General features: G+C 70.6%; 24 protein-coding genes, 2 tRNA genes and 1 pseudogene. 13 read left to right on the top strand and 14 right to left on the bottom strand.

The window, feature by feature from the left end; all coding sequences use genetic code 11:
- Positions 1-15: 15 nt before the first annotated feature.
- Positions 16-1869 (top strand): acetyl-CoA carboxylase biotin carboxylase subunit, encoded by a 1854-nt coding sequence (locus ACP95_RS01370; protein WP_049979493.1) that lies wholly within the window; start codon positions 16-18, stop codon positions 1867-1869.
- A 146-nt stretch (positions 1870-2015) separates the two neighbouring features.
- On the opposite strand, the gene ACP95_RS01365 is transcribed toward ACP95_RS01370, so the two are convergent.
- From ACP95_RS01365 to ACP95_RS01350, 4 genes are read right to left on the bottom strand one after another with little or no spacing between them, the layout of a single operon-like run.
- Entirely contained in the window at positions 2016-2465 is a 450-nt protein-coding gene (locus ACP95_RS01365; RefSeq protein ID WP_049979492.1) for a UPF0179 family protein, read from the bottom strand.
- A gap of 45 nt (positions 2466-2510) precedes the next feature.
- Complete coding sequence (locus ACP95_RS01360; RefSeq protein ID WP_049979491.1) at positions 2511-2897, bottom strand: DUF5820 family protein; 387 nt, start codon at positions 2895-2897, stop codon at positions 2511-2513.
- Between the two features lie 48 nt (positions 2898-2945).
- Positions 2946-3749, bottom strand: coding sequence for a helix-turn-helix transcriptional regulator (locus tag ACP95_RS01355; RefSeq protein ID WP_049979490.1), 804 nt, complete (start codon positions 3747-3749; stop codon positions 2946-2948).
- A 47-nt stretch (positions 3750-3796) separates the two neighbouring features.
- Positions 3797-4738 carry a UbiA family prenyltransferase gene (locus tag ACP95_RS01350; RefSeq protein WP_049979489.1) on the bottom strand — a complete coding sequence of 314 codons (942 nt, stop codon included), beginning with the start codon at positions 4736-4738 and terminating at the stop codon, positions 3797-3799.
- Between the two features lie 180 nt (positions 4739-4918).
- Between ACP95_RS01350 and ACP95_RS15505 the strand changes: the two genes are divergently transcribed.
- Positions 4919-5095 (top strand): hypothetical protein, encoded by a 177-nt coding sequence (locus tag ACP95_RS15505; RefSeq protein ID WP_154018411.1) that lies wholly within the window; start codon positions 4919-4921, stop codon positions 5093-5095.
- A 277-nt stretch (positions 5096-5372) separates the two neighbouring features.
- On the opposite strand, the gene ACP95_RS01345 is transcribed toward ACP95_RS15505, so the two are convergent.
- The 3 genes from ACP95_RS01345 to ACP95_RS01335 all read right to left on the bottom strand — a co-directional run bounded on the left by ACP95_RS01345 (position 5373) and on the right by ACP95_RS01335 (position 8232).
- Positions 5373-5479, bottom strand: a tRNA-Glu gene (locus tag ACP95_RS01345).
- 61 nt (positions 5480-5540) lie between these two features.
- The gene (locus ACP95_RS01340; RefSeq protein WP_049979488.1) at positions 5541-6218 is read right to left on the bottom strand and encodes an NUMOD3 domain-containing DNA-binding protein; all 678 of its coding nucleotides are present in this window, start codon (positions 6216-6218) and stop codon (positions 5541-5543) included.
- A gap of 40 nt (positions 6219-6258) precedes the next feature.
- Positions 6259-8232: a 3-hydroxyacyl-CoA dehydrogenase/enoyl-CoA hydratase family protein gene (locus ACP95_RS01335; protein ID WP_049979487.1), complete on the bottom strand. Its 1974-nt coding sequence runs from the start codon at positions 8230-8232 to the stop codon at positions 6259-6261.
- 127 nt (positions 8233-8359) lie between these two features.
- On the opposite strand from ACP95_RS01335, the gene ACP95_RS01330 reads away from it, so the two are divergent.
- Both ACP95_RS01330 and ACP95_RS01325 read left to right on the top strand, forming a co-directional pair.
- Positions 8360-8842 (top strand): GNAT family N-acetyltransferase, encoded by a 483-nt coding sequence (locus tag ACP95_RS01330; RefSeq protein WP_049979486.1) that lies wholly within the window; start codon positions 8360-8362, stop codon positions 8840-8842.
- A gap of 14 nt (positions 8843-8856) precedes the next feature.
- Positions 8857-8930: transfer RNA gene (locus tag ACP95_RS01325), tRNA-Thr, on the top strand.
- A gap of 154 nt (positions 8931-9084) precedes the next feature.
- On the opposite strand, the gene ACP95_RS01320 is transcribed toward ACP95_RS01325, so the two are convergent.
- Entirely contained in the window at positions 9085-10308 is a 1224-nt protein-coding gene (locus tag ACP95_RS01320; protein ID WP_049979485.1) for an MFS transporter, read from the bottom strand.
- A 128-nt stretch (positions 10309-10436) separates the two neighbouring features.
- Between ACP95_RS01320 and ACP95_RS01315 the strand changes: the two genes are divergently transcribed.
- The 6 genes and pseudogenes from ACP95_RS01315 (at position 10437) to ACP95_RS01290 (ending at position 14306) form a co-directional block, all read left to right on the top strand.
- On the top strand, positions 10437-10661 hold the full coding sequence (locus ACP95_RS01315; RefSeq protein WP_049979484.1) for a hypothetical protein: 225 nt from the start codon (positions 10437-10439) through the stop codon (positions 10659-10661).
- A 51-nt stretch (positions 10662-10712) separates the two neighbouring features.
- A pseudogene (locus ACP95_RS01310) lies at positions 10713-11636 on the top strand (formate/nitrite transporter family protein); the annotation flags it as partial.
- Between the two features lie 94 nt (positions 11637-11730).
- Positions 11731-11925 carry a hypothetical protein gene (locus ACP95_RS01305; protein WP_049979482.1) on the top strand — a complete coding sequence of 65 codons (195 nt, stop codon included), beginning with the start codon at positions 11731-11733 and terminating at the stop codon, positions 11923-11925.
- Positions 11926-11971: 46 nt separating this feature from the next.
- Positions 11972-12265 carry a stress response translation initiation inhibitor YciH gene (gene yciH / locus ACP95_RS01300; protein WP_049979481.1) on the top strand — a complete coding sequence of 98 codons (294 nt, stop codon included), beginning with the start codon at positions 11972-11974 and terminating at the stop codon, positions 12263-12265.
- 71 nt (positions 12266-12336) lie between these two features.
- Positions 12337-14004 (top strand): hypothetical protein, encoded by a 1668-nt coding sequence (locus ACP95_RS01295; protein ID WP_049979480.1) that lies wholly within the window; start codon positions 12337-12339, stop codon positions 14002-14004.
- 2 nt (positions 14005-14006) lie between these two features.
- Positions 14007-14306: a hypothetical protein gene (locus ACP95_RS01290; RefSeq protein WP_154018410.1), complete on the top strand. Its 300-nt coding sequence runs from the start codon at positions 14007-14009 to the stop codon at positions 14304-14306.
- 19 nt (positions 14307-14325) lie between these two features.
- Here the strand turns inward: ACP95_RS01290 and ACP95_RS01285 are convergent, their stop codons facing one another.
- The 4 genes from ACP95_RS01285 to ACP95_RS01270 form a co-directional block, all read right to left on the bottom strand.
- Positions 14326-14685, bottom strand: a complete 360-nt coding sequence (locus ACP95_RS01285) for a rhodanese-like domain-containing protein (RefSeq protein WP_049979478.1) — start codon at positions 14683-14685, stop codon at positions 14326-14328.
- Positions 14686-14766: 81 nt separating this feature from the next.
- The gene (locus ACP95_RS01280; protein WP_049979477.1) at positions 14767-15348 is read right to left on the bottom strand and encodes an NUDIX hydrolase; all 582 of its coding nucleotides are present in this window, start codon (positions 15346-15348) and stop codon (positions 14767-14769) included.
- A gap of 4 nt (positions 15349-15352) precedes the next feature.
- Complete coding sequence (locus ACP95_RS01275) at positions 15353-15793, bottom strand: DUF5809 family protein (RefSeq protein WP_049979476.1); 441 nt, start codon at positions 15791-15793, stop codon at positions 15353-15355.
- A gap of 46 nt (positions 15794-15839) precedes the next feature.
- Positions 15840-16295: a DUF5810 domain-containing protein gene (locus ACP95_RS01270; protein ID WP_049979475.1), complete on the bottom strand. Its 456-nt coding sequence runs from the start codon at positions 16293-16295 to the stop codon at positions 15840-15842.
- Between the two features lie 117 nt (positions 16296-16412).
- On the opposite strand from ACP95_RS01270, the gene ACP95_RS01265 reads away from it, so the two are divergent.
- Genes ACP95_RS01265 through ACP95_RS01255 form a run of 3 tightly spaced genes read left to right on the top strand, consistent with a single transcriptional unit; the run spans position 16413 to position 18260 of the window.
- A complete protein-coding gene (locus tag ACP95_RS01265) occupies positions 16413-17087 on the top strand; it encodes an SCO family protein (protein ID WP_049979474.1) in 675 nt (224 codons plus the stop codon).
- Complete coding sequence (locus ACP95_RS01260; protein WP_049979473.1) at positions 17084-17608, top strand: TlpA family protein disulfide reductase; 525 nt, start codon at positions 17084-17086, stop codon at positions 17606-17608. The genes ACP95_RS01265 and ACP95_RS01260 overlap by 4 nt, the downstream gene beginning before the upstream one ends.
- Complete coding sequence (locus ACP95_RS01255) at positions 17601-18260, top strand: cytochrome c biogenesis CcdA family protein (RefSeq protein ID WP_049979472.1); 660 nt, start codon at positions 17601-17603, stop codon at positions 18258-18260. Before ACP95_RS01260 ends, ACP95_RS01255 begins: the two co-directional genes overlap by 8 nt.
- On the opposite strand, the gene rimI is transcribed toward ACP95_RS01255, so the two are convergent.
- Together rimI and ACP95_RS15945 are read right to left on the bottom strand one after the other, a co-directional pair.
- Positions 18257-18745: a ribosomal protein S18-alanine N-acetyltransferase gene (gene rimI, locus ACP95_RS01250; RefSeq protein ID WP_049979471.1), complete on the bottom strand. Its 489-nt coding sequence runs from the start codon at positions 18743-18745 to the stop codon at positions 18257-18259. The genes ACP95_RS01255 and rimI overlap by 4 nt on opposite strands.
- Before the next feature lie 243 nt (positions 18746-18988).
- Entirely contained in the window at positions 18989-19150 is a 162-nt protein-coding gene (locus tag ACP95_RS15945; protein WP_154018409.1) for a hypothetical protein, read from the bottom strand.
- Between the last annotated feature and the right edge of the window lie 135 nt (positions 19151-19285).

Raw genomic sequence — 19285 nt, 5'->3', positions numbered from 1 at the left:
GAACCCCCTCCAAGAATGTTCGACAAGGTACTCGTCGCGAACCGTGGCGAGATCGCGGTGCGAGTCATGCGCGCCTGCGAGGAACTGGGCGTCGACACCGTTGCGGTGTACTCCGAGGCCGACAAACACGGCGGCCACGTTCGCTACGCCGACGAGGCGTACAACGTCGGGCCCGCCCGCGCGGCCGACTCCTACCTCGACCACGAGGCCGTGATCGAGGCCGCCGAGAAGGCCGGCGCCGACGCGATCCACCCCGGCTACGGCTTCCTCGCGGAGAACGCCGAGTTCGCCGGGAAGGTCGAGGCCCACGACGAGATCACCTGGGTCGGCCCGGCCGCGGACGCGATGGAGCAGTTGGGCGAGAAGACGAAGGCGCGGAAGACGATGCGCGACGCCGACGTGCCGATCGTCCCCGGGACGACCGACCCCGCCGAGAGCGCCGAGGAGGTCAAGGAGTTCGGCGAGGAGTACGGCTACCCCATCGCGATCAAGGCGGAAGGCGGCGGCGGCGGCCGCGGGATGAAGATCGTCGAGGGGCCGGAGGAGGCCGAAGACCAACTCGAGAGTGCGAAACGCGAGGGCGAGGCGTACTTCGACAACGACAACGTCTACCTCGAGCGCTACCTCGAGAACCCCCGGCACATCGAGGTGCAGATCCTCGCCGACGAGCACGGCAACGTCCGCCACCTCGGCGAGCGTGACTGCTCGCTCCAGCGTCGCCACCAGAAGGTGATCGAAGAGGGGCCCAGCCCCGCCCTCACCGACGAACTCCGCGAAGAGATCGGCGCGGCCGCGCGCCGCGGCGCCGACGCCGCCGGCTACTACAACGCCGGCACGTTCGAGTTCCTCGTCGAGGAGGAGGACCGCGACGCCGACGCCGGCGAGCTGCTCGGCCCCGACGCGAACTTCTACTTCCTCGAGGTCAACACCCGGATCCAGGTCGAGCACACCGTCACCGAGGAGCTCACGGGTATCGACATCGTGAAGTGGCAGCTCCGGGTCGCCGCCGGCGAGGAGCTCGACTTCTCGCAGGACGACGTCGACCTCTCGGGCCACGCGATCGAGTTCCGCATCAACGCCGAGCACGCCGACGAGGAGTTCCAGCCCGCGAGCGGCGGCACGCTGAACACCTACGACACGCCGGACGGCATCGGCGTCCGCGTCGACGACGCGCTCTCGGAGGGCGACGAGCTGGTGACCGACTACGACTCGATGATCGCGAAGCTGATCGTCCACGCGGGCGACCGCGAGGAGTGCATCGCGCGCTCCCAGCGCGCGTTCGGCGAGTACGACGTCGAGGGCGTGGTCACCATCTCGCCGTTCCACCGCATGATGCTGGAGGACGAGACGTTCGTCGCGGGGACGCACACGACGAAGTACCTCGACGAGGAGCTCGACCACGCGCGCATCGAGGAGGCCGTCGAGACCTGGGGCACCGAAGACACGAGCGACGAGTCCGCGGACGCCGAGACCACCGAACGGCAGTTCACCGTCGAGGTCAACGGGAAGCGCTTCGAGGTCAACCTGGAGGAGGAGGGCGCGCCCGCGATCCCGACGCCCCAGACGAGCAGCGGCGGGCAGGACCGACCCCCGCAGGCCGGTGGGAGCGACGACGACGGCGGCTCGGGCGGCGACGCCCCCGAGGTGCCCGAGGGCGGCGAGTCCGTCGCCGTCGACATGCAGGGGACGGTGCTCTCCGTCGAGGTCGAAGAGGGCGACGAGGTCGCGCCGGGCGACACCGTCGCGGTGCTCGAGGCGATGAAGATGGAGAACGACATCGACGCCGAGCGCGGCGGGACGGTGTCGCAGGTGCTCGTCTCCGAGGGCGAGAGCGTCGACATGGGCGACGTGCTGGTCGTCCTGGAGTAACTCGACCTTTTGCTGCGCTCGGAGCCTTCGGCTCCTCGCTGGCAAAAGCTCGACCAAAAGCCGTCGTCGCCCCCTTCGGGGGCTCCTCGGCCTCGCCTTCGGCGAGTGAATCGGCCCAGTTTCTAACTGGTTGACCTATCGACCGACTACTTCTCCTTCGGCGCCAACTCCACCTGCGTCAGGTCGCGGTCCAGCGCACACGTCTCGTGGGGCGGGTCGCCGACGACCTCCTCGATCTGGTACTCCTCGTCGAAATCCGCGCCCAACGGCACGCAGAGCGGGTGCGAGGGGCAGTCCGAGTGCGGGCAGTCGCCCGCCAGCTTCGCCTTGCTCCCGGAGTACGCCGACTTCGAGGGGACGTTCGCGGGGACGCCGGTCGGTTCGACCTCGACGGCCCGGACGCCCACGTCGTGGACCGCGCAGTCGAGCACCTGGGTGTTCTCCCGCACGTCGGTCACCTCGTAGCGGGTGCCCTGCTCGAGGTTGAGACACTGGCTGCGGTAGGGACAGCCCTCGCAGGCCGCGGCCTCCCCCTGGTAGACGAACTCCTCGCCGGGTTCGGCGAGCCGGGCGCCGACGAGCGTGACGGTAGTCATACGCGAACGTAGCGCCGCGGCGGGGTTAAGGCTCCCGCCGCGGGCTCAGGCGTCGTCGCCGGTGAGCCGGTCCAGTTCGTCGAGATACTGCTCCCGGGGCTCCCGGTACGCGCCGCGGTAGTCGACCTCGCCGGCGGCGAAGCGCTCGGCCAGCTCGACGGCGGCCTCGACGGCGGCCTCGCGACTCTCCCGGGTCTCGTTTTCGAGCTCGATCTCGGGCTCGGCGAACAGGGTGGCGTGCCACTCGGCGGTCGCGTACTGGCCCGCGCCGGGGCGGTCGGCCCGCGAGCCGTCGGTGACGTAGATCGTCGGCAGACACGCCGCGGGGAACTCGTCGGCGTCGAACACGTCCGGGCGGTACGCGAGGATGACCCGCCCGTCCCGCTGCTCGGTCCAGACGGTCCACGATTCCGGGAGGTCCTCCAGGCCCATGGCCGCCCCTCGGGGGGCGGGGTGGATATGCCTCTCGCTCCGGGGCGCTCAGTCCCGCAGCGTGGCGGGGTTGAGCCGGCTCGCCCGCCCGCGGACCGACGCGTACTGGTCGCGGTAGTTCGCCACCGCGTCGGGGTCGTCGTTGCTCAGCACGCCGACGACGGCGCCGCCGTCGTGGACGGTGATGCCGGCGTGCTCCACGTCGGGGCCGTCGAGGAGCCAGAGGGCGTAGGGCAGCTGCTCGTCGGTCGTCAACACGTCGACGGCGTCGGCGCCGAAGAACTCGGCGACGGCCGGCCGCGCGGCCGTGATCGTCCGGAGCGAGTCGAGCGTGGCCGTCTGCACGACGATCTCGACCGACAGCCCCGCCTCGACGACCGCGTCCTGCAGCATCGAGACGTAGTTGGTTTTCACGACCGGCGCGAACCCCCGCAGCGTCTCGGCCTCCGGGAGTCGGTCCAGCACCTCCGTCAGCGCCGCCTCGGGGAGGGCGGGGTCGGCGTAGGTGACAGTACCCCCCTCGAGCAGGTCGGTGCCGACCGGTGCGTCCTCGGGGAGCGCGTCGAGCAACGGCTCGGCGGCGCCGAGCGTGTCGGTCGCGTCGCGGTACTCGCGGGCGGTTTCGAGCCCCAACTCCCCCGCGTGGGTGGCCTCGTACCGGCCGCCGACCTCGCGGACCAGCCCCGTCTCGACGAGCTCCGCGATCGCGCGGTCGACCGTCGACCGGGAGACGCCGACGGCGTCGGCCAGCGCCGGCTTGTCGCGTCGCTGGGTCGAGAGGGCCGCCAGCACGTCCGAGCGCTTGCGCAACACGTCCCGGACGCGCTCGCCGTCGACCCCGTCAGTCACCATGCCGGCCTTCGGGAAGCCGGCGGTAAATCGGTTTCCGCTCCGGCACGTCAGGGGAGGGCGCCGACCATCGGCGTCCCGAGCGCGTGCCGCCAGACCGCGACCGCGAGCGCGCCGTTGGCGACCGTCGCGATCCAGGCGACGCTGAACCGGGCGGCGACCTCCCGGGCCGCCCGCCGCGGGCTCGCCTCCCGGACCGCGTCGTACAGCGCGACGTAGAACGCCGTCAGCCCCACGAGCGCGAGCGCGGCGACCGCGTAGCCGAGCGCGAGCGCGAACCCCGTGGCCGCCCCGGTGGCCACGGCGGCGACGGTGACCGACCGGTCGACGCCGATCGCCGTCGCGAACGTCTCGACGCCGGCCTGCCGGTCGAAGTACGCGTCGGCCGCCTGGTGGAGCACGTGGTAGCCGAAGCTGTAGCAGGCGACGAGCGCGACGGCGACGGCGATCGCCGGGGCGACCCGCCCGGCGATCAGCACGGCGACCGGCAGCACGAGCAGCCCCGCGTCGACGCCGGTCGTCACGACGTGGTTCCAGACGCCGCGCTCCTTGAACCGCGGCGGGTAGGAGTAGGCGACGCCGAACGCGACGACCGCCGCGCCCGCCGCGAACACCCACGCGCCCGCGACGGCGGCGACGCCGGCGTAGAGCGCCAGCGCGAGCAGGAGGTAGCCACAGAGGAGCCCCCACGCGCGTCGGCGGCCCAGCGTCTCGACCGCGGCGGCGATCCGACTCTTCTCGGGGTTGGCGGCGTCGACCGCGCGGTCGTGGATCGCGTCGGCGACCGACGCCCCGAACTTCGCGACCAGCGTCGCGGCGGCGTACCCCGCGGCGGCCCAGAGCGTCGGTCCGCGCGGGACGCCGCCGACGCGAACCCCGAGGCCGACGGCGAGCAGCACCGAGGCGACGTTGTAGCCGACGGTTTCGGCGAGGCGGCTGACGACAGCCGCGGCTCGCAGCTGACGCTTCGCAACGGCGACGACCGGTCGCATTCTTCCACACCTCCTCGTTGCTCCAAGTAAGTCCTGTCCGTTCGGCGCCGGCCGACCGAGTGCTCACCACCTGCGGAAGTTCTCAGGGGCTGAGCGAGCGCGCGCGGGACGGCCGCGTTCACGGAAAACGAGGTAAAGGCGCCGTGTCCCGTAGGCACCGCTGCCGACGGAGGTACCACGATGACCGACTCTACCAGACTCGACGGGACAGACAGCGTCGACGTGGCCGACCGGGGGACGATGGTCAACCGCTGGGGCGGCGCCCGCTGGACGCCGACCGGGCAGAACCTGAAGTCGGTCCGGCGTGGCGAGACGGAGATCGCCGTCGGCGCCGCCGGAACGGTCATCGAGAAGTAGCACAGCTCGCCGCCGTGGGAACCGGGATGTGTCAGAGGCAGCCCACTCGACTGCGGCCCGCGGCGGTCGTGACGGGTCAGACAACCCCCTTCCGTGCGGTTTTCGGTCCGCGCTGGTCGGACGCTTCGGCCCTCCACGACGAAGCAGCGGCTCGGAGAAGTTGTTCCTCGCAGAATGCTCGGTCGGGGATTTGAACCACGGTCGTTCCGCACCGCTCCACTCCCTGCTTCAGAATCCCCCCGCTGCGCGTCTGCTCGTCACGAAGTTCCTCGCAGAATGCTCGGTCGGGGATTTGAACCCCGGTCATCGGCTCTCTTCCCGCGAAGACCGTTTTCTTCTGCGGTCGAAAGGCCGAAATGATTGGCCGGACTACACCAACCGAGCGTATCCGAACATCGCGGCTGTGAGTTTTTAATCCCATCGAAAGTCGACAGCCGTCACCGAGTTACTCCGGCGGGTCGATCCCCGACTCGAACTCGAGCGCCCCGTTGTCCGCTTTGGGGTGGCATCGGCGACACAGGACCACGAGGTTCCGTGGGTCGTGAGCTTCGGCGAGCGACGCATCGGACGCCTGCCGGAACCGACGAACAGGGACGATGTGGTGAACGTCCAGCGGGCGTTGTTCACCCTCGTGGCCACACGCCCGGCATCGTTCGTCACGGTCGAGCACGAACTCCCGAGAGACGGACCAGCCGTCGCCGTATCTGTGGCTGTACCCGCCCTTCCAGTTCGGGTTCGCCTCGCCCGCCGTCGACTCACTCATCCGACGCCGCGTCGCTTTCGAAACTGTCCGCCCGGAGAGCGACTCGGCGATCCGTTCGCGCACGTCCGCCGGCAGCGTCCTCCCCTCGTGTCCCTCCGCGATACGCTCGCGGTGGCTGTCCGGTATCTCCCGTCCCTCCATCGTCGCCGAAATCTTCGCCTTCGTCTCCGCGTCCCGCTCACGGCCGTACAGCGGATGATCCTCGCCCACCATCTCGCGGGTTTCGACCCCGCGTCTCCGCATCCACTTCCGGATACACCGCGACGATACCTCACACGCCTCGGCGATCTCGGCCTGTGTCCACCCCTCCTCCCAGTACTTCCGTTCGAGCCACCAGCCGCTCCGGTATCGTCGAACCACGAAAAGAACTACGCCGCGATCGCTGAAGAGGGTTAGCCGCCTACTTCCCTTCGAACTCCGGCTCCTCGTCGCCCATGAACGCCGTGACGCCCTCCATCAGGTCGTCGGTGTTCATCAGGTGGCCGAACGCCTGGCTCTCGACCTCGAGCCCGGCGTCGGTGTCGTCGCGGCCGGCGAGCATCGCGCGCTTCGTGTAGCGCTGGGCGATCGGCGGGCCGGCCGCGAGGTCGCGGGCCAGCTCCCAGCCGCGGTCGAGCAGCTCCTCGCCGTCCGTGACCTCGTTGATGAAGCCGTACGCCTCGAGCTCCTCGGCGTCGTAGCGCTCGGCGGTGAAGATGATCTCCTTCGCGCGCCCCTCGCCGACGATGTGGCGGAGCCGCTGGGTGCCGCCCCAGCCCGGCAGCAGGCCGAGGTTGTGCTCGGGCTGACCGAGCTCGCTACTGCGACTGGCGATCCGGAGATCCGCGCCGGTCGCGAGCTCCATCCCGCCGCCGAGACAGTAGCCGTCGATGGCGGCGACGACCGGCGCGTCGAGCGACTCGAGCTTGCCGAACGTCTCCTGGCCGAGCTTCGAGAGCTCGACCGCGTGCAGCGGGTCGCCGCCGCCGGCGGCCATCGACTGCACGTCGGCGCCCGCGGAGAACGCGCGGTCGCCCTCCCCGGTCAGGAGGACCGAACGCACGGCCTCGTCGGCGTCGAGCTCGTCGATCGCGGTGTCGAGCTCGTGGAGCAGCTCCTCGCTGATCGTGTTCATCCGGTGGGGGCGGGCGAGTTCGACGTGGCCGACGTGGCCGTCGACCTCGACGTTCAGGGTCTCGTACTCAGTCGCGTCGTCGTCCTCGGCGCTCCCGTAGAACCCCTCGCCGGCGTCGGCGAGCTCGCGCAGCGTCGCCTCGGCCTCGTAGCGCTCCTCGCCCGTCGCCTCGTGGAGCTCGTCCAGCGTCTCGACCAGGGCGTCGAGCCCGTACTCGTCGGCCATCTTCGCGGGGCCGTCGGGCCAGCCGCCGCCGAGCTTCACCGCCTCGTCGATGGCCGCGGAGTCGGCCACGTCGCCGCCGACGAGCCCCGCGACCTCGTTGGCCAGCAGCGCGAGCAGCCGCTCCTGGATCTCCTCGCTGACCTCGTCCGTCGGGATCTGGGCGCCGTCGCCGTCCTCGTACTCGTAGAAGCCGCTGCCGGTCTTCTTCCCCAGCTCCTCGGCCTCGACTTTCTCGGCCAGCAGCGGGCAGGGCCGGTAGGCGTCGCCGAGCTCCTGGTGCATGTACTCGAGCACGTGGTAGCCCACGTCGATGCCGACCTGGTCGGCGAGCTCGAACGAGCCCATCGGGAGCCCGATGCCGTACTTCGTGGTGGAGTCGACCTCGGCGACAGTGGCGTCGCCGGACTCGACCAGCCACGCGGCCTCGTTCATCAGCGGCACGAGCACGCGGTTGACGATGAACCCGGGCGAGTCCTTCCGGACCCGGACGGGGGTTTTGCCCATCGACTCCGCGAGTTCCTCGATCGTGTCGAGGGTGTCGTCGGCGGTGTCGGCGCCGGAGATCACCTCGACGAGCTGCATCCGCACCGGCGGGTTGAAGAAGTGCATCCCGCAGAACTGCTCGGGGCGGCCGCTGACCTCCGAGAGCTCCGTGATCGAGAGGCTCGAGGTGTTCGTCGCGATGATCGCCTCCGACGGCGCGTACTCGGCGACCTCGCGGTACACCTCCTTCTTGATGTCCATCTTCTCGGGGACGGCCTCGATCACCACGTCGGCGTCGCCGACCGCCGCCTCGAGGTCGACGAGCGGCGTGACGCGGTCGAGCGCGCCGTCGGCCTCGCCCCGGCTGATCTGGTCTTTCTCGGCCAGCTTGTCGAGGCTCCACTCGATCTGTTCGTAGCCGTTCTGGACGAACTCCTCGTTGATGTCCCGCATCGTCACGTCGTAGCCCGCCAGCGCGGCGACCTCGGCGATACCGTGGCCCATGTTGCCTGCGCCGAGCACCGCGATCCGTTCGATCTCGTCGGGATCCATGCGCGAGTGGTCGGCCGGACGGCGGTTGAACGTTTCCCTCTCCCGTATCGGGAACGGGCTCGGAGTTGCTCGGCGTGGTCACCGCGGCCGATAGCTCTTACCACCCCGCGGACCCACGTACGGACGGATGGAGATCGAGGCGCCGACGATCGAGGACGCCGACAGGCTGGCGGAGCTGTGGGTGGATCTCGCGCGCAGCCAGCGCGCACACGGCTCACATCTGCTGGCCGAGCCCAACCGCGGCGCGGTCCGGGAGGGGCTGGCCCGCGCGATCGTCACCGGGAGCGTGCTGGTCGCCCGGAGCGCCGACGGCGACCTCGCGGGGTTCGTGGAGTTCTCTCCCGAGACCGGGAGCTACCGACAGGACGTCGATCGCGGGGTGATCGAGAACATCTACGTCCGCCCGGCCCACCGCGGCACGGGCCTCGGCGCCGACCTGCTCGCGGCCGCCGAGCAGCGCCTGCTCGACGCCGGTGCCGACCGCATCTCTCTGGAGGTGCTCGCCGACAACGAGGCCGCACGGCGCTTCTACGAGCGCCAGGGGTACGAGGCCCACCGGCTGGAGTTGGAGAAAGCGCCGGAAAGCGACACGCACTCAAAGGAGGACTGAGTAGCGACGACTGCGCCTGGAGAGCATGGGTGGTTCATGCACTCGACTTGTAATCGAGACTTCCCGGGTTCGACTCCCGGTCCAGGCTTTCGTCTCCGAACGACAGTGAGGAGCGAAAGCTGTCACCGGAGTCGAGCAGGCGAGTACGGCGCAGTGAGCGGAGCGAACGAGCATTTCTCGCCGTGTTCGACTCCCACTCAGACTTCCTGCGAGGAGCGGCAGTTCCCACCGTCGGCCACGAATCACTCGCTGACGGGGCCCTCCCAGAGGAGTATCGCCGCCGACCCGACGACGAGAACGACGCCGCCGACGGCCAGCGCGAACAGCGGCGAGACGTAGTCGGAGATGACGCCGCTGCCGAGTTGGAACGGCACGACCGCCAGCCCGCTCACCATCGCCATCGCGCTCAGCACCGTCGCCCGGCCGAGCGTGTCGATCTGGTCGTTCACGTACTGGCCGGCGAAGGAGCGCGTCACGTCCGAGAGGCCCCGGGCGACCAGGAACGTCGGCAGCGCGAGCAGCGGCACGTAGTACATCCCGATCAGCGCCCCGCCGACGACGAACGGGAGCAGCGTGAACCACGTCCGGAGGCCGAGGCGGGCCTTGATCGCCCCCGTGAAGTAGCTGAGCAGGGCGCCGAAGAGGCTGTAGGCCGCGTAGAACCACCCGAGCAGCGACCTGACCTGCCCCTGGGAGACGCCGAAGTCGACGACGACCGTCTGGAAGATCGGCTGGAGGAACACGAACACGAGGTAGGTGACCGCCGCGTAGAGGACGTAGTAGTAGAGGATGAACGCCCGGAGGTTCCGGTCCGAGAGCGCGTCCCTGACGATGCCGGCGGTCCTGCGGAGCGTCAGGTCGTCGGTGTCCGTCTGCTTGTACGTCTCCGGTTCCTCGAGCGTGAGCAACACGCCGACCCCGAGCGCGGTGACCGCGCCGGCGACGAACCACGGGTACGAGAGGTCGATACTGCCGAGGTAGCCGCCGACGATGGCGGCGCCGGCGCCGACGGCCAGCGCGGCCGACTCCCCGCGCCCGCGGATGTGGGCGAACTCGCTCTCCGAGAGGTCGTCGGTGAGCGTGTCGTAGAGCCACGCGTCCTCGGTCCCCGACCGGAAGTTGTAGCCCGCCGACCAAAACACGTAGAGGATCGCCAGCGGGAGGAAGGAGTTCGCGAGGCCGATCCCGAACAGCGTCACCGAGATCATCGCCGTCCCGATGAGCAGGCTGGTTCGGCGGCCGACGCGGTCCCCGACGTACCCCGTCGGGATCTCGCCGAACAGCGTCGTCAGGTTGTAGATGGCCTCGAGGATCGCGATCTGGGTGAAGTCCAGCCCCTGTGCCAGGAAGAAGAGGTACATGATGGGGCGGTAGAACTCGACCGCCTTGGTCGCCTTGTAGAGGTAGTACTTCAGGACGCTACCGCTGGCCGACCCCAACCACCGCTCCCGCGAGAGCGCCTCCATCGGGTTGCTGTCGACGGGTGCCCCTCAATTACGTTCCGTTATTCAGTCGCCGCGGATTCGTAATAACGCGACCCCGGGCCCACCGTCGTCGGAACGCATTTCCACGCCCGGCGAGAACGACCTCCCGAATGGCCTACGAACCGTGGCAGGCGCTGTTCGCGGGGACGTTCCTCCTCCTCTCCGGGGGGATCCACGTGGTCGCCCCGTATCAGGCCGCCCGGAAGGCGGCGATGGAGGACGGCAACGAGGACGCCGTCGCCGACGAGTGGGAGATCGACGCGACCCAGATCATCGGCGCCGTCACCGCGCTGGTGGGGCTGGCGATCCTGGTCCGCGCGGTGGTGCCGTTCTGAGCCGACGCCGGAGCCACAGGAGTTACCTACTGGGCTCCGTAGCCACCCCCAATGCCGGATGGCGACGCCGACGACGAGAGCGTTCGGGAGGTGATCGACCAGTCCGAACACGGCGCCCCCGCGGCGGGCGCGGTGCTCCGCGACCAGTTCGAGACCCACGAGGTGTTCCAGCGGATCATCGCCGCCGCCGACGAGGAGGCGACCACGGGCCAGCGCGAGCTGTTCTTCAGTAGCCTCGCCGCGGGGTTCTCGATCACGGTCACGTTCCTGATGCTGGCGTCGCTGACGGCGGCGACGGACGGCCACCCGATCCTCAGCGCGCTGCTGTACCCGCTGGGGTTCGTGTTCATCATCCTCGGCGGCTACCAGCTGTACACCGAGAACACGCTGCCGCCGGTGGTGCTGGTGCTCGAGCGCCTGATGAGCCTCCCGCGGCTGCTGAAGATCTGGGGGATCGTCATCGTCGGCAACTTCGCCGGCGGCGGGTTCGGCGCGCTCGTGCTCGCCCGAACCGGCGTGCTCTCCCCCGAGGGGATGGAGGCGGCGACGTATCTCGCCCGGAAGGGGGTCCAGACCGAGTTCTGGGCGCTGTTCTTCAAGGCGACGTTCGCGGGGTTCATCGTCGCCGGCGTCGTCTGGCTCGTGTACGCCGTCCGGGACAGCCTCACACGCCTCGTCGTCGTCTACGTCGCCTTCCTGTCGATCCCGGTGGCGAACCTCTACCACTCCGTCGTCTCCTTCACGGAGCTGGCGTACCTGACCTTCGCCGGCTACCCCGTGTTCCTCCAGGGGCTCGTCTGGTTCGTGTTCCCCGTGCTGCTGGGCAACACCGTCGGCGGCGTGCTGTTCCTCACGGTGGTCAACTACTTCCAGACCACCGAGGAGCGCCTGGACATCGCCCGCCGCGACGGGTTCGACCGGGAGCTCACCGTCCGCGAACTGCTGCTCGGCGGGATGGCCGGCCGCTCGTACGTCCACAAGATGGTCCACGAGGAGCGGGAGTAGCTCGCGGCGTCGAACCAGTCAGCCCGGGACAACGGTTATCCCGGGCGGGCGAGAGCGTGCCAGCATGGCGTACGCACTCTGGCAGTACGTTGTCGCGGGGGCGTTCCTCCTGATCGCCGGCGGCGTCCAGGCCGTCTCCCCCGGTATGGAGCCGGTTCCGGAGCGGGAGCACTACGCCCGCGTCTCGCGTGGGATCGGCGCGATCGTGATGGCCGTCGGCGTCGGCGTGTTGGGTCTCGGCGCCTGGCGCCTGTTGTAGCACCCCGATACTGTTTTGTAGCTGTGGCAGCTACTTTCCGGTCGTAATGGGTGAAGTCTGCTCGACGTGCGGGCTGCCTGAGGAACTCTGCGTCTGCGAGGACGTCGCGAAAGAGTCCCAGCAGATCAGCATCCGCATCGACGAGCGCAGGTACGGCAAGGAGGTAACGATCATCGAGGGGTTCGATCCGAAAGACGTGGACATGGACAGCCTGTCCTCCGACCTGAAGTCCAAGTTCGCGTGTGGGGGCACCGTCGAGGACGGCGCCATCGAACTCCAGGGGAACCACAGCGGCCGCGTGGAGGATTTCCTCCGCGACAAAGGCTTCAACGTGGCCTGACCTCCTTTGCCGGCCCGGTTCCCGGGTCGCGGTGACGTGGGAACTATGTCGGCCCCGCACCGAGCAGCACTGTGCACAGAGCAGCAGCGCTCGCAGTTGTCCTTCTGTTAGCCGGCGCGCAGCCGGCCGTCGCCGCCACCGGATCGCCGGCCGCCGCCGGGCCGCCGTCCGTCGACGCCGCCGACGCCGAGACCGCCTCGGCGACGATCGCGGTCGAGACGGTGCTCTCGCTCACCCCCGAGCAGCCGGGCTCGGTCGGCGTCGTCCAGACGTTCGACACGCCCGACGCGCTGACCGAACTCCGGGTGACGCTCGACCCGCGGTCGACCGTCACCGACGCCGAGGGGTTCAGCAACGTCCGGGGCGACACCTGGGCGTGGGACGGCGAGACCGCCGACCCACAGCTCCGCTACGAGCTGACCGCGAACCGGACCACCGACCGTGAGGGGCCGATGGCGACCGACGGCGTGTACCTCTACGCCGACGTGGGCGAGTGGGCGCTGATCCAGCAGCCCAACATCGGCCTCGAGTGGCGCACCACCGAATCCGTCAGCCTCGAGCGCACGACCCGCGTCGACGGCGAGGGCGCCGTCGGCGGCGCGACCGCCTTCCTCGGCCCCCACGAGGAGTACACGCGGTCGGTCGCCGGCCAGGAGATCCGGCTGATCGTGCCCGACGCCGCCGAGCTCGCGGATCCGCCCGCGGAGATCCTCGACGGGCTCGGGAACGCCTCCCGGGAGCTGAACGTCGGTGACCGCGACGATACGGTGTTCGCCGTCGCGGCACCGACCGGGCAGGTCGACTGGGCGGTCCAGGGACTGCAGGTCGGCGACACCGACTTCTGGGCCCGTGCGAACCGCCCCATCGACGCCGTCGGCAGCACGTGGCTCCACGAGTACGTCCACACCCGGCAGTCGTTCCGGACGAACGAGAGTGGTCGGTGGGTGACCGAGGCCACCGCGACGTGGTACGCCGCGCTGCTGAGCCACCAGCAGGAGGGCGCCGGGTTCGACGCGCTCGCGGAGTACCTGAAGCGCGGCACACGGAGCCCGCAGGCGGGCTCGGTGCTCGCCGAGCCGAGCGACTGGGAGAACAACGCCCACTACTGGAAAGGCGCGCTCGTCAGCGGCGAGCTCGACCGCCGGCTCAGGCTGGCGACCGACGGCGGCGCCACGCTCCAGCGCGTGCTCGCGTCGCTGAACGACCAGCGCTGGGTCGACAACGGCGACGTGCTCCGGGCCGTCGCCGACGCGGGTGCGGCGTCGACCCGCGACGCCGCCGAGCGGCTGACGACCACCAGCGACGCCCCCGACGTGTGGGACCGCGCGGCCCACCGCACCGCGTTCGGCGGCGACGCGGCGCTGCTGCGCGTCGGCTTCGACCCGGCGACGGACCTGCGAGCCACCGGCCCGTACCGCAACGCGACGCTCGACTCGCCCCTCACGCTCGCGGCCGGTGAGCGGCTGGCCGTCCGCACCGCCGTCGAGAACCTCGGCGGCGCGACCGGCGAGTACGCGGTGTCGCTCCGCGTCGACGACGCGACCGTCGCCACGGAGAACGGGACGCTCGCCCCGGCCGGCCGGACGACGGCGACGCTCGCTTACCGGTTCGCCGAGCCCGGGCGCTACACCGTCTCGATCGCCGGCGAGCAGTTCACCGTGAGAGTCAGAAAGCCTGCGAGCCCCGCCGTCAGCGAGATGCCGTCGAGCCGACGACCGTCGACCGCGGCGGCGAGGTGACGGTGACCGCCACCGTGACCAACGACGAGTCGGTGCCCGGCAACGTGACGGTGCCGTTCACCCGCGAGGGCGAGACGGTGACGACGCGGACCGTCTCGGTCGGCCCGAACGAGCGGACGACCGTCAGCGCGACCGTCGAGCTGACCGAGACCGGGCAGCGACGCGTCGGCGCCGGCGACCAGTCGGCCTCGGTGTTCGTCGAGTCGGCCAGCCAGACGAACGCCCCCGGGTTCGGCGCGCCGGCCGCCGTCGCCGCGATCGGCGGCGCGCTCGCCTGGCGACGCCTGCGCTCGAGTCGGTGAGCGGTCGACGAAGGGCGACTTAGAACGGCGCGGGCCCCTCGTCCGGCTCCGACCGGGCGTCGTCGACGCCTGACTCGATCGGCCCGTCCCACGCGGTCAGCCCGCCGGCCATGCTCTCGACGGTGGCGTCGGCGGTGCCCTCGTAAGACTCGATCAGCTTCGCGGCCTGCACGCTCGATTTCCCGTGCGGGCAGACGGTGACGACGCGCTCGGCGTCGGCGAGCTCGGCGACGCGGTCGGGGAGCTGGCCGAACGGGACGTTCAGGCTGCCGGGGATGTGGCCCCGCTTGAACGCCGTCGGGTTGCGGATGTCGACGACCGTCGGCGCGGCGCCGTCGGCGAGCAGTTCGGCGACTTCGTCGGGCGAGATCTCGTCCATGGCCGCGGTAACGTGGCCGCGGGGTTGAAGCCCACGAACCGTCCCCGGCGCCGGTCTGTACCGTGATTCTCCAAAAACAGCCTACAGCAGCCCTTCGGCGTCGGCCAGCGAGAGCCCCTGCAGCGTGGCGTCGTTGGTCGGCCGCGAGCGCACCGTCTCGACCGCCTCCGCGGCGGGCACCGCCCGCGGGGTGAGGAACTCGTTGGCGTCGAGATCCTGCTCCGTGGGTTCGAGCCCCTCGGCGAACACGTACGCCCGCTTGTGCCGCAGCAGCCCCGTCGCGACCCAGACCTCCTCCAGCAGCGACAGCGACTCCGCGCGGAACCCGGTCTCCTCCTCGAGTTCGCGCTCGGCGGCGGCGGTGAACGACTCGCCGGCCTCGACGACGCCGGCGGGGAGTTCGAGCTGCTCTCGCCGGATCGTCGGGCGGTACTGTTCGACGAACAGCACCTGATCGTCGGTGACCGCGGTGACCACCACCGCGGTCGGGAGCTCGGCCCAGTAGTAGCGCTTCCGGCTCCCGTCGGGCTGTTCGACCAGGTCGTAGCCGCCGACGAACCAGCCGGTCTCGTACTCCGCGTTGCTCTCGATCACTCGCCAGTCGGGATGCGGCTCGGGGAGGGGTTCGTGGCGACGGCCGTCGTCGGGTGGGTAGTCGCTCATCGCGCTACTCGTCGTTCTCGCCTGCGTCGTCGAACAGCGGGCGGTAGATCCGGCCGAACGCCTGTCGCCGGAGGGTGGCGACGGCGGCCTCCTCCTCGGACTGGAACGTCGCCGCCACCGCCGTCTCCGTGGCGGGGGCGGCGTGCCAGACCACGCGGTCGACGGCGTCGGAGCCGTTCACGTGGGTGTCGTACTCGGGGTGGTCCTCGCGCCACGTGTCCCACGCCTCGCGGTCGCCGACGGTGACCTCGAGCAGCGACGCGAACAGCGCGTCGCGGGCGGTCTCGACGACTTCGCCGGTGACGCGCTCGTCGTACTCCTCGCGGTCGAACGCCATCGCCTTCGCGGTCTCGCGGACGACCGTCTGGGCGGCGGGGCCGACTGACTCGAACGCCTCGGCCGCCTCGGTCTCGGTCTCGGGGGAGAACACACCTTCCGTTCGCATACGCGCCAGTCCGGTCGGCGCCGGCTTACCGGTGGCGATGCGTCGATCAGGCGTCGTCGTCGGTGTCGGCGTCGGTGCTGCTGTCGACCGCGTCGTCGCCGTCCCCGGCGCTCTCGCGGCGCTTGCGGGTCATCTCCCGGGCCTCCGCGACGGCCTGCTCGGCGGCCTCGTCGATGAATCCCGAGTCCGGCACTTCGTCGGGGTCGGCGATCTCCTCGGTCGGGTGCGTGCCCGACCCCTCGTGGTCGTGCTCGTGGCCGTCGTCGGTCGGGATCTCGATCTCGGCGTCCTCGGCGGTCGCCGCGTCGTAGTCGACCGCCTCGGCGTCGTCGACGATCTCGTCCGCCAGCTCCGGCGGCGTGTACTCGCCCCACTCGGCGACGCGCTCGTCGAGCCAGGCCTCGTGGTCCTCGCCGTGGAGCATCGCGGTCATCGCGAGGTGGTTCGCCAGGTGCTCGTCGTCCTGCTGGGGCGAGCCACAGACCGGACAGCGGTATCCCATACCGGAGGCTCGACCCGGAGGGGGAAAACAGATGCGCTCGCGTGGCCGTCGTCGCGACCTCGGGCGTTTCGACGTTCCCACCAAACCGCCTAACCGGGCCGCCGACCTACGGAGTGTATGGATCGACGGACGTTCATCAGGTCGACCGCCGCCGCCGCGGCCGTCGGCGCGACGGCGGGCTGTCTCGGCGCCGTGGGGCTGGGGGGGAACCCCGACGTGACACTTCGCGAGCCCGATCGCCCCTTCGAGAGCGAGGACGTGCCCTACCCAGCGTGGGGCCAGCGCGTCGCCGACGTGACGCTGCCCGCACCGATTGCTGGCGGCTCGCTGTCGCTGCGCGACCCCGGGGAGCCGAGCCTGTTCACCTTCTTCTACAGCCACTGCGAGACGGTCTGTCCCGTCCTCATCAGCACGCTGCGGAACGTGCAGGCCCACGCACAGGAGAACGAGTACGCCGACGAGGTGACGTTCGCGCCGGTGACGTTCGACCCCGCCCGGGACACCGCCGACCGGCTCGAGACGTACGCCGAGGAGATGAACGTCACCGCCGCCGGGGACGGCTGGCGGTTCCTCCGCCCCGAGTCGAAGGAGCGGGCCAAGACGGTCGTCCAGGAGGAGTTCGGCGTCGACTTCCGGCGCACCGAGCCCGAGGAGATGGAGATGTACATGTTCGCCCACACCTCGCTGACGCTGCTGGTCAACGCCGACGGCTACGTCGAGCGGGCGTACCAGACCTCCTCTCCCGACCAGGAGGCGATCCTCGACGACCTGACCACGCTCCGGGAGGCATGAACCGTCGACGGGCACTCGCGGCGCTGGCCGGCGTCGGCCTGACCGGCGGGAGCCTCTGGGTCACCGACCGCGGGCTGCTTGGCGGCGGGACCGACGACCTGCCGATCCGCGTCGAGACGCTCGACGCGCCCGGCTCCGAGGCGGGGTCGGCGCCCGTCCCTACCCCCGGGCGGGTGACGGTCGTCGACCTGTTCGCGACCTGGTGTGCGCCCTGTGACGAGCAGGTCGACATCATCGACTCGGTCCGCGGCGAGTACGACGGCGTCAGCTTCCTCTCGGTGACGAACGAACGCCCGAGCGAGTCGCTGACCCGGGGGGAGATCGCCGACTGGTGGGCCGAGAACGACGGCGCGTGGACGCTCGGGATCGACCCCGAGAGCGAGCTCATGGCCGCCTTCGGCGCCGACGGGCTACCGTACGTCGCGATCGTCGACGCCGCGGGGACCGTGCAGTTCGAACACGGCGGACTCGTCGACGCCGACACGCTCCGGACGGAGCTCGACGCGGTGACCGATGCTTGAGCCCGGGACGCTGGGCGTGCTCGGGTTTGCCGCGGGCGCGGGCGTGACGACGTTTTTCGCCCCCTGTGCGTTCCCGCTGCTCCCGGGCTACGTCGGCTACTACCTCGGCGAGAGCGACGGTGGCGTCGCCGCGGTCCCGGCTGCCGCGACGGCGTCGGCGGGGACGCTCGCCGCGCTGGCGCTCGTGGGCGCGCTCGTCCTCGCGCTCGGGCGGTCGCTGACCGGCGTGCTCCCGCTGTTCGAGCCGGTCGTCGGGCTCGCCCTGGTCGCCTTCGGCCTCCTGACGCTGCGTGGCGGGGAGCACGGCGTCGACGTGCGGCTGCCGAGCCGGCCGGACACGCTACTCGGCTTCGGCGCGTTCGGCGCGGTGTACGCGATCGCCGCCGCGGGCTGTGTGGTCCCGCTGTTCCTCGGCGTCGTCGCCCAGGCGCTCGCGCTCGAGGGCGCCGCGAGCGGGCTCGCCCTGGGGGCGTACGCCGTCGGCGTCGCCGCCCCGCTGGCGGGCGTGACGCTGCTCGCCGGCGCCGGCGTCGACGCCTGGCGCTCGGTCGGCGGCTACACGGGCCGGATCAAACAGGCCGCGGGCGTCGTGATGGTCGTCGCCGGGCTCGGCCAGCTCTACCTCGCTGCCGACCTGCTCGGCGTGCTCTAACCCTGCCACTCCGCCACGTCCAGCACCATCACGAAGGCGTCCTCGCCGTCGTCGTAGTAGCCGGGCACCCGCCGGACGCGATCGAACCCCACGTCCTCGTACAGCGACTGCGCCACCTCGTTCCCCTCCCGGACTTCGAGCTTGACGACGCTGGCACCGTCGACGGCCATCGTCAGCAGCACGCGCCGGAGCAGGGTGCGTCCGACCCCCTCGCCCTGCATCTCGGGGTGGACGGCGATGTCCTTCAGGTGGCCCAGATCCCGGCCCTGGGTCGAGTTCACGTCCGCGACCGCGTAGCCGACGACGGCGCCGTCACGGACCGCGACGAGAAACCCCGGGGTGTCGAGGAACCGCTCGAAGGAGGCGAAGGGCCAGGGCTGGGAGAACACCGCCTTCTCGATGCGGAACACCGCGAGCAGGTCCGCCCGGTCCGCCTCGCGGACGACGAGCTCCCCAGCGTCCGGCGCCTCCGGGGTGGAAGTCACGCGTTCGTGTAGGCCGGTTGGCGGCTTAAACGCCGTGGCCGGGCCGGCGTGGGCGCTCGGAGGCGAGAAAAAAGAACGCAGAACCGCGGGCCGTGGGTGGCTACACGATCACGGCATGGGTTCCGTCGCTCCGGCACGAGGCCGGAGCAGGTCGCGAGCCGTGGTCGGTTTCAACACGATCACGGCATCAGGCTCCCTGACCGCGCGACGGAGCGCGCGGCGGGTCGCTAGCCGTGATCGGTTTCAGTCGTCTGCGGGCGCGGCGCCGCTACCGTCCTGGGCCTGCTGCTTCGTCCAGGAGAGCTTGCCGCCGGCCGCGAGGATCTCGCGCTCGCGCTCGGAGGCGTCGAGGTGGGCGGTCGCCTCCCACTCGTCGTTGACGCGGACGGTGAACTCTTTTCGCAAACAACTGGGCTACACCCACGTTCCCCGGACCGGAGCTCGCCCGACGGAGCGCGAGTCGCTCGGGGACGTGGTACTGCGCGAGCGTCTGCGTGAACACGTCCACGCGTTCAACCCCGAGGTTCCGCGTTCAGCCTG

The organism is Halolamina rubra, assembly GCF_000739555.1.
Lineage (GTDB): Archaea > Halobacteriota > Halobacteria > Halobacteriales > Haloferacaceae > Halolamina > Halolamina rubra.
This window is presented reverse-complemented; position numbering and strand designations above follow the sequence as displayed.